Here is an 8,422-nt window from a genome sequence, read left to right on the forward strand (position 1 = left end):
AATGTTATAGCCCCCTTTCTAATTCATAAGCATAAACGTATTTCATTACAAAATCACCTATTAACCGAGAAAAGGATTGGCAAAGAGTAAAATCAGTGCAACAATCAAACCGTAGATACCAGTGGTTTCAGCAACCGCTGCACCTAAAAGCATGGTTCTGACGATGTCACTTTGTGCTTCAGGCTGACGACCAACCGCTTCTGCACCTTTACCAGCTGCAAAACCCTGACCAATACCAGGTCCTACCCCAGCGATCATCGCAATACCGGCGCCAATAGCTGAGCATGCTTTAATAAAATCTAAACCTTCCATAATTAAACGTTCCTCCTAATTTCAACCGAAATTTATAATTGATTTTTAATTAACCAAGAAATGGGTTTGCAAATAATAAGATCAATGCAACAATCAACCCATAAATACCAGTGGTTTCAGCAACCGCTGCACCAAGAAGCATGGTTCTAACAATGTCACTTTGTGCTTCAGGCTGACGACCAACCGCTTCTGCACCTTTACCGGCAGCAAAACCCTGACCAATACCAGGTCCTACCCCAGCGATCATCGCAATACCAGCACCAATGGCTGAACACGCTTTAATAAAATCTAAACCTTCCATAATTAAACGTTCCTCCTAAAAATTTCCTTCCCTTAAAAGGGATTCGTAAAGAATAAATCAATACGACGACTAGCCCATAAAGGGATTCGCAAAGAGCAAAATCAATGCGACGATTAGCCCATAAATACCGGTGGTTTCAGCAACTGCTGCCCCAAGTAGCATTGTTCGAATAATATCACTTTGAGAATCGGGCCGAATTCCCACAGCTTCTGCGCCTTTACCGGCGGCAAATCCCTGGCCAATCCCAGGTCCTACTCCAGCGATCATTGCGGTGCCCGCTCCAATGGCTGAAAATGCTTTAATTACATCAATACCATCAAACTGACCGAGAAACTGCAATAAAAAATCTACAATATTCGCATCACCAATCATACCGTTTCCTCCCTTTCTCTCTCATTAATCCATAGCCATTGAAACAAACACCATGGTTAGCATTGTAAAGATAAAGCTTTGCAATAATCCTGAGAAGATATCAAAGTAGAAATGGAATGGAATTGGAATTAGGATAGGAAAGAAATACAGTCCTGCTAACGCCGAATACAGTAGTGCCATAATGATACCGCCTCCCAATAAGTTTCCGAAAAGACGGAAAGACAGGGAAACCGGATTGGCCAATTCTCCAATTATATTAATTGGAAGCAAGAACGGCATTGGCTCAAGGTAACCCTTGAGGTAGCCTCCCAATCCCTTTGATTTCAAACCAAAGAACTGGGTCATAAAAAATGTCATCAAAGCCAGGCCAACGGTACAATTTAAATCGGCTGTCGGAGATCTCAGACCGTAGATTCCAGCAGTGTTCGCAAACGCAAGAAACATAATTAAAGCAAGCATGTATGGTGCAAACCTCATCTTATCTTTTCCCATCGTTTGTGCGACTAAATTATCCATTACCGTGACAATGGTTTCAGCAATGACTTGGGCTTTTCCTGGACGCTTTTGCATATTTTTTGTTAAAATAGCACACACAACCAGAATCATCACCATGATGATCCAGGTGTTCACAAGTGTCTGTGTGATTGGGAGTCCGAAGAGTTCCCCATAAATTTTTGGGCCTTCCATTGTTTTTTCACCTCATTGTCCAGGCGCTTTAAAATTTTTAAATCGCCTATTGTGTTTTTGAATTTTTACGCCTCATTGATCAAGACGTTTTTTTTTGATACTGTTGTATTGATTAAAACTGAAATTTTTACAGCAACCAACCCAAGCAAAACACCTATGATGTTCACCCAGGGATTAATAATTGCCACATATATAACAACACCGGTTATTAAGTATCTCAAAAAATATCTGGTCTGAACATATTTTTGAGCCCTCGCCGATGGCATTTTCATTGCTTTGTCAAAGGTTAATTGCATTAATCTGAAATTGAGGATACTGTAAGCGCCGCCAAAAATAACACCCAGCGCAAATGCCAGGGGATCTTTGGCCAGGAAACTAAACAGCATCAGACCCAGGCTGACAAGCCCACCATCAATCATTATTCTGGTTTCCAAAGAAAGTTTCTTATAAATCTGCATCGTTTTCATCATCTTCATTTTCCTTTTTGATCTGATCTCGATATTCTTGAGCCCGCTTTTTTTCAGCTGCTCGCTCTTCATCAGTCTTATTTTCAGCCGCTATTTTCTGAGCTCTTTCACTCATCCGCAGGGGGATCACATACATGTTTCGCAAACCCGCCAGGACACCCAGCACGGCTAAAATAATCACCACCATGTTTCCCGTATGAAAATAGTAATCCAGAACTTTGCCGATGAAAATCATTGCCCCCACCGGAATGAGCACCGAAATTCCAATCTGAGAGATCATCGCCAGGTATTTGTAAGGATTCTCTTTTGAGTGTTTCATCTAATGCTCCTTTGTTCTGATATTTTTTTGTTGTAAATCGATATTTTTTTGTCACCCATGTTGTTAATTAATCTACAATCTAAACGAAAAAACTAATATTTATCTTTTCTCGTGAAATCTTTTACATATAGTATCACAATTCTATAGACTTGTATATACAGCAATTCTGTTTTTTTGCTATTTTGAATATTTTTTTTCGATCGCTGTAATCCCATCAATACGCCGTTGGTGGCGGTCTCCAGCAAACTCCGTTTGCAGCCAGATCGCAACAATCCGCATCGCCAGACCCTCTCCTAAAACTCGGGCGCCCAATACCAATACATTGGCATCGTTATGTTCTCTTGACATTTCGGCCATAAATTCATTGGTACACAAAGCCCCCCGGATTCCCGGCACCTTGTTAACCGCCATCGAAATCCCCAAACCCGTTCCGCAAATAGCGATACCCCGATCACAGTCGCCAAAGCTAACCGCTTCCCCAACCCGTTGGCCATAAATGGGATAGTCGCAGGAATCTGTAGTTCCGGTTCCGAAGTCAACCACCTCGTGTCCTTGTTCTATCAAAAATGGCTTAATTACTTCTTTTAATGCTAATCCACCATGATCTGATCCAATCGCAATTTTCATCTTTGTTTTCCTTCCTATTTATATAAAGGCATAACCAGCTGCTTTATAGAGCCGGTTGATTAAGGCTAATGTTTCATTATTCAGCGGAATATCTTCTGCATATATTTTCTCAACGCCAAGCTCATCAAAGGTGCGCAGCCGGGAAAAGAGATTTTTCGACATTTCTTTGGGATCATTCCGGCTTCCCAGCGAAATGATAAAGCCTTCCCGATAAAAGTCCATCGTTTCATCACTGACTAATACCCCAATTGTCATCGGTTTACCTTTGTGATGAGACAGCGCTCTGATGATTTTCTCACGGATCTCTTCAGGCGTTCCCTTAACCACCACCAGTTCACCCTTTGGTGAATAGTGGGTGTATTTCATCCCCGGAGACGAAACCTTCTCCGGCACCACATTCTGAGTTACATTAGAAGAAACCTCCACCCTGCCCAAAACCTCCCGCAGCTCGGCCAGCGTGATGTCTCCAGGTCTTAACACCACTGGCGGTTCGACCGTCATGTCAATAACGGTCGACTCCAAACCCAGTTCGGCATCCGACGATAAAATCATCCCGTCGACCCGTCCGTCCAGATCTTCAAGCACATGTTTTCCCTGGGTGGGACTGGGGCGGCCCGATCGATTGGCACTGGGTGCAGCGATCGGGCGTCCCGCCATTTTAATAAATGCCTGGGCAATGGGGTGATCCGGAAAGCGAACCCCGACCGTATTCAATCCGCCGGTTACCTCGGTCGGAATGGTTTCGGCTTTTTCCATAATAATTGTCAAAGGACCTGGCCAAAATACTTTCATCAGTATCTCAGCCTTTGCTGGAATATTGGCAACCAATGGCTTCACCTCATCCAAACTGGCGATGTGGACAATCAGAGGGTTATCATCTGGTCGCCCCTTAGCCGCAAATATTTTTTTGATGGCCTGCGGATTCATCGCATCGGCACCCAGTCCATAAACCGTTTCGGTCGGAAACACAACCGTTCCTCCGGCTTTGATGAGACTGGCCATCGCCTCTAAATCGCTTAAATCTCGTTTATTAAGCGCTTCTATATTAACTATCTTTGTCTTCATTGTTGTTTCCATTTTTCTTAATCCGTTATAAATAACTGAATTTTCATTCGGCCTCGCTTAATAACTGTTGTTTCAACGCCCACAGATTTTCGGATAAATCGACATGATAGACATGGGGATTCACCATCCGTTTAAACGCCGGCCATAAGCTGTCTTTTTCATCTATTAAGTGTTGCTGAATGGCTGAGATGGTCGGTGCTTGGTACACGCATTTTCCCTCGATAAAAACCGGCACCAGCAGTTCCCGAATATAATAATCGGTGATGATCCGTTTTTTCCAGGTATGAACCGGATGAAAAATGATCAGTGGTTCCGCTTCATTAATCGTTTCATCTTCCAGCGTAATCAGATCGGCAAGAGCCATCCCATTACTTTTGCCATAGATTCGAAAGATTTTCTTGTATCCGGGATTGGTAATCTTTTCCGGGTCGTTAGATACCTTCAGTTTTGATTTGCCGGAGATCACCGACAGTTTATAAACCCCACCCAAAGCCGGGCAATCATAGGCTGTAATCAGCTTAGTCCCGACCCCCCAGGAATTGATTTTGGCACCCTGGCTCTTTAAATCTTTGATCAGGTGTTCATCCAGATCCGACGATGCCACAATCCCGGCATCTTGCAGACCCGCCTCATCCAACATTTTTCGGGCTTCAATACTAAAATAAGCCAAATCTCCGGAATCAATCCGAATCCCGTAGCGACCGGTGATTGCGCCTTCGGCCAGGGCTTTTTTAAAAACCTTGATGGCATTAGGAACACCCTTTTCCAGCGTATTGTAGGTATCCACTAAAAGGGTAGCATTATCGGGATTATACTTAACATATTTTTCAAAGGCTTCCAGCTCGGTATCATAACTGAGAATAAAGCTGTGGCTCATCGTTCCCATGGCCGGCCGATCCAGCATTGCTTCGGTTTCGACTACACTGGTTCCGGCACAACCACCGATAACTGCAGCCCGGGCACCATAAAAACCGGCTTCCGTTCCGTGAGCCCGGCGCAACCCGAACTCCATGACCACATCTCCCCGGGCTTCTTCAATGATCCGGGATGCCTTGGTGGCGATGAGCGTCTGATGATTGACAATACTCAGAATGGTGGTTTCGACGATCTGGGCTTGAATCAGTGGTGCTTTAACCCGAATAATCGGTTCCATCGGAAAAATAATACTTCCTTCCGGAATAGCGAAGATTTCCCCTTCGAATTTGAAGTTCTCCAGGTAGGCTAAAAAAGCGGGTGAAAATTCAGGATGATTCTTTTTCAGTAATGCCGTATCTCCCTTAGTAAACCGGATGCCATTGACATATTCAATAACTTGCTCTAACCCGGCAACAACGGTATAACCACCCTCAAACGGGTTATTTCTAATAAAAACATCAAAAACAGCTTCTTCATTTTCTTTACCATCTTGAACGTATACATTTCCCATGGTAAATTGGTATAAATCCGTTGCAAGCTGAAGCTTTCGGTCAAATTGCATACTAAATTCTCCTTCTTTTCACATTGCATATTATTCTACCACTTTATTAGAGTAAAATACAAACTTTTTCAATATAAATATTTGCGTACTGTTCCCGCTTTTTACCTGTTTTTTTCACGTTTTCCGTGAATTCGCTCGTTAATATTCTCCTTGTTAATAAATATACAATTGCGATAATAAATTCTTGTAGTAATTTTTAGTAAAAAAAAGAAATGCTCGCGCATTTCATATTTTTTTACGAATAATATTACTTGATCAGCCGCAACTATTGCAATCGCCCGAACAATCACTTTCATCACAGTCGTTATCTTTAACATCTTCACTCAAACCAAATAAAACCGTTTGCCCCCGTTTTTCGCGATCCGCATAGATTTCTAGATCACTCCAGGGCAGTCCCGCCCATTTGGCCAAGGCAAAGTCGCTTGGATACTTTCCCATCATCTCGATTTTTCCAGCCACAATGGTTATTGGCAAACAATCGATGCCTTTGGTAGCGATCGCTTCCTTTACCACAAAACTATCCATAAAGGCCGACATATCGTCCATGACGTTATAACGGGACACCGAAACACCCCGTTCTCTTAAATCTTGGACCATCCGTTCAATGCGGATTAAATCGGCCTCGATCATCGGATCGCAAACGCCGCTGGCGCAGCCGGCCGGTTCATATATTTCTACTTTTTTCATTATTGCCTCCTGCAATTATTTTCAGACATTCACATTCTTTGTCATCATTATAATTGATGCTCCTTTAAAATGCTATTAAATTTGATGCGGATGTACGTGAGCTGTTGGCGCTTACCCTTTAGTCCCATATAAGTTAGTGGCCGGTACTGATCCTTCTCCGACCTGGCTCGGCCGCACTGTCAGGCACGGTTACTCAAAGATTTTCTTCCTGATCCAATAACAAATGGTCAGCATGATTTAATAAATTTTCATAAAATTTAATCAGATAATGATCCGTGTTGCTGATCTTCTTAGCTAGATTTGTATAATTTGCCCGCACCAGCGCATTTCTGAAATAACTTGCTTTGGCTTCAAATGGCTCATTGTTAACATCAAAACCAAGCACATTCAAATATTGAACCATAAATACGGCTATCGTTCTGGTATTCCCTTCTCTAAAGGGATGAACTTTCCAGATCGAAGAGTTGAAGGATGCAATACTTTTAATTATTTCCTGAGTATCTTTGCCAACATAATCCTTCTTCCCTTCCATTTCAAAATCATAGCGTAAGGTGTCTTCAATCATGAAATAATTCGCATAGGCCACCGACTCACCTTGAAGTACCGGCTCCTTCTTATAGATGTTCTTTTCTCTGAATTCACCCACCCATTTTTCTGGCAAAATATCTTTAAAAAGATAACGATGAATACCTTTGAGCGATGTCGGATTAAAAACAAATCCTGAGTTGTCAAGTAAACTAGCAATACGAGTTGATACAATATCACATTCACGCTCTTTTAGATTCTGATCGTTATCCGGTAAAGTTTGATAGTGATTTACTAAATAATTTTCAACTTCCTGATACGTCAATTTTCCGGCAAAGTGATCCGGTAACAACGTATTAGTCAAATACTCCGAAGGTTCCAAATAATCAATTTTATTCAAACCAAATCCAGTTTTCCAATATTTTTCCTTTTGCTGCGGATCAGTTGTTTCTTCAATTTCTTCATATGTTTCATCATATTTATTTTCAGTCATTCTTCTCTCCACTTTTTTAGACTAATTTTAAACGGTTCGGTCGCCATGACATTAAATATACCTAAAAAGCTATATAAGTTAGAGGCAGACACAGTTCTCCCTTTGCTTTTGAAGGCTCCCCCTTCAGTAGCAACTTAATAAGTTTATAAGTTGGTGGCAGGCACAGTTACCTGTTTTTTTGCATAACCACCGTTGATGTCATGGAATAATAATGGTATAATTATGCCATAACCTAAGGAGGTGGCTATTATGCCAAAAATTATTCCAATTAAGGATTTGAAAAACACATCACAAATCTCAGAAATGTGTCATGTTTCAGAAGAACCCATTTATATTTCCAAAAACGGTTATGGTGATATGGTAATCATGAGTGTTGAACTGTACGAAATGACAATGAAAAGATTAAACATGTATCATCAACTGGAATTATCTGAAAACCAGATTGATACGGGCAAAACTACGGATGCAAGGGAATCTCTTGATAATCTAAAGAATAAATATGCGATATAAGCTCATTATAACAGAAAGTGCCGAGGAATTACTTGATCATATTGTAAGTCACCTTGTTAATCAACTTAAAAACCCACAGGCAGCTGGAAATTTACTAATAGAAATCGAGCACGTTTATGATAATTTGGAGTTTAATCCAAAAATGTATGCATATTCCGATGAACTTCTTATGAAAACCAAGGGATATCGAAAGGCACTTGTACCACATTATAATTATATCATCATTTTCCGTATCGAAGAAGAAAACCATACCGTATTTATCATGGGCTATTTTCACGAATTAGAATTATACAAAAATAAATTATAGAATAATTTCGCATCATAAAGATAAGTTAGCGGCTGGCACAGCTTCCCAATGAATCGATCGCTGTTATTCAAGCTGCTTTTGCCAATGATTTTAAGTTTATAGGTTGGTGGCAGGCACTGGCGCTCTCTCTAGATGTTCTTTTCTCTAAATTCACCCGCCCATTTTTCTGGCAAGATATCTTTAAAAAGATAACGATGAATACCTTTGAGCGATGTCGGATTAAAAACAAATCCTGAGTTGTCAAGTAAACTAGCAATACGAGTTGATACAATA

Annotated in this window: 13 protein-coding genes; 2 read left to right on the top strand and 11 right to left on the bottom strand. The window is 41.3% G+C overall.

Features of this window, described 5'->3' with window-relative positions; genetic code table 11:
• Positions 1-60: 60 nt before the first annotated feature.
• The 11 genes from atpE (Q7J41_RS15300) to Q7J41_RS15350 form a co-directional block, all read right to left on the bottom strand.
• Positions 61-312, bottom strand: a complete 252-nt coding sequence (atpE, locus tag Q7J41_RS15300; RefSeq protein WP_026393412.1) for an ATP synthase F0 subunit C — start codon at positions 310-312, stop codon at positions 61-63.
• Between the two features lie 49 nt (positions 313-361).
• The gene (gene atpE, locus Q7J41_RS15305; RefSeq protein WP_026393412.1) at positions 362-613 is read right to left on the bottom strand and encodes an ATP synthase F0 subunit C; all 252 of its coding nucleotides are present in this window, start codon (positions 611-613) and stop codon (positions 362-364) included.
• 69 nt (positions 614-682) lie between these two features.
• Positions 683-985 (bottom strand): ATP synthase F0 subunit C, encoded by a 303-nt coding sequence (gene atpE, locus Q7J41_RS15310; RefSeq protein WP_026393411.1) that lies wholly within the window; start codon positions 983-985, stop codon positions 683-685.
• Positions 986-1,009: 24 nt separating this feature from the next.
• Positions 1,010-1,672, bottom strand: a complete 663-nt coding sequence (atpB, locus tag Q7J41_RS15315) for a F0F1 ATP synthase subunit A (RefSeq protein ID WP_304889305.1) — start codon at positions 1,670-1,672, stop codon at positions 1,010-1,012.
• Positions 1,673-1,737: 65 nt separating this feature from the next.
• Positions 1,738-2,142, bottom strand: a complete 405-nt coding sequence (locus tag Q7J41_RS15320) for an ATP synthase subunit I (RefSeq protein WP_304889306.1) — start codon at positions 2,140-2,142, stop codon at positions 1,738-1,740.
• Positions 2,117-2,458: an AtpZ/AtpI family protein gene (locus tag Q7J41_RS15325; protein WP_304889307.1), complete on the bottom strand. Its 342-nt coding sequence runs from the start codon at positions 2,456-2,458 to the stop codon at positions 2,117-2,119. The genes Q7J41_RS15320 and Q7J41_RS15325 overlap by 26 nt, the downstream gene beginning before the upstream one ends.
• Before the next feature lie 177 nt (positions 2,459-2,635).
• The gene (rpiB, locus tag Q7J41_RS15330; protein ID WP_304889308.1) at positions 2,636-3,085 is read right to left on the bottom strand and encodes a ribose 5-phosphate isomerase B; all 450 of its coding nucleotides are present in this window, start codon (positions 3,083-3,085) and stop codon (positions 2,636-2,638) included.
• Between the two features lie 18 nt (positions 3,086-3,103).
• The gene (locus tag Q7J41_RS15335) at positions 3,104-4,150 is read right to left on the bottom strand and encodes an L-threonylcarbamoyladenylate synthase (protein ID WP_304889309.1); all 1,047 of its coding nucleotides are present in this window, start codon (positions 4,148-4,150) and stop codon (positions 3,104-3,106) included.
• 43 nt (positions 4,151-4,193) lie between these two features.
• Complete coding sequence (locus Q7J41_RS15340; RefSeq protein ID WP_304889310.1) at positions 4,194-5,627, bottom strand: nicotinate phosphoribosyltransferase; 1,434 nt, start codon at positions 5,625-5,627, stop codon at positions 4,194-4,196.
• 255 nt (positions 5,628-5,882) lie between these two features.
• Complete coding sequence (locus tag Q7J41_RS15345; RefSeq protein WP_304889311.1) at positions 5,883-6,314, bottom strand: arsenic metallochaperone ArsD family protein; 432 nt, start codon at positions 6,312-6,314, stop codon at positions 5,883-5,885.
• Positions 6,315-6,507: 193 nt separating this feature from the next.
• The gene (locus Q7J41_RS15350) at positions 6,508-7,332 is read right to left on the bottom strand and encodes a Fic family protein (RefSeq protein ID WP_304889312.1); all 825 of its coding nucleotides are present in this window, start codon (positions 7,330-7,332) and stop codon (positions 6,508-6,510) included.
• A gap of 249 nt (positions 7,333-7,581) precedes the next feature.
• Between Q7J41_RS15350 and Q7J41_RS15355 the strand changes: the two genes are divergently transcribed.
• Together Q7J41_RS15355 and Q7J41_RS15360 are read left to right on the top strand one after the other, a co-directional pair.
• Positions 7,582-7,842: a type II toxin-antitoxin system Phd/YefM family antitoxin gene (locus Q7J41_RS15355; protein WP_304889313.1), complete on the top strand. Its 261-nt coding sequence runs from the start codon at positions 7,582-7,584 to the stop codon at positions 7,840-7,842.
• Complete coding sequence (locus Q7J41_RS15360) at positions 7,832-8,149, top strand: type II toxin-antitoxin system RelE/ParE family toxin (protein WP_304889314.1); 318 nt, start codon at positions 7,832-7,834, stop codon at positions 8,147-8,149. The genes Q7J41_RS15355 and Q7J41_RS15360 overlap by 11 nt, the downstream gene beginning before the upstream one ends.
• The last annotated feature ends 273 nt before the right edge of the window (positions 8,150-8,422 follow it).

Source organism: Acetobacterium sp. (assembly GCF_030652775.1).
Taxonomy (GTDB): Bacteria; Bacillota; Clostridia; order Eubacteriales; family Eubacteriaceae; genus Acetobacterium.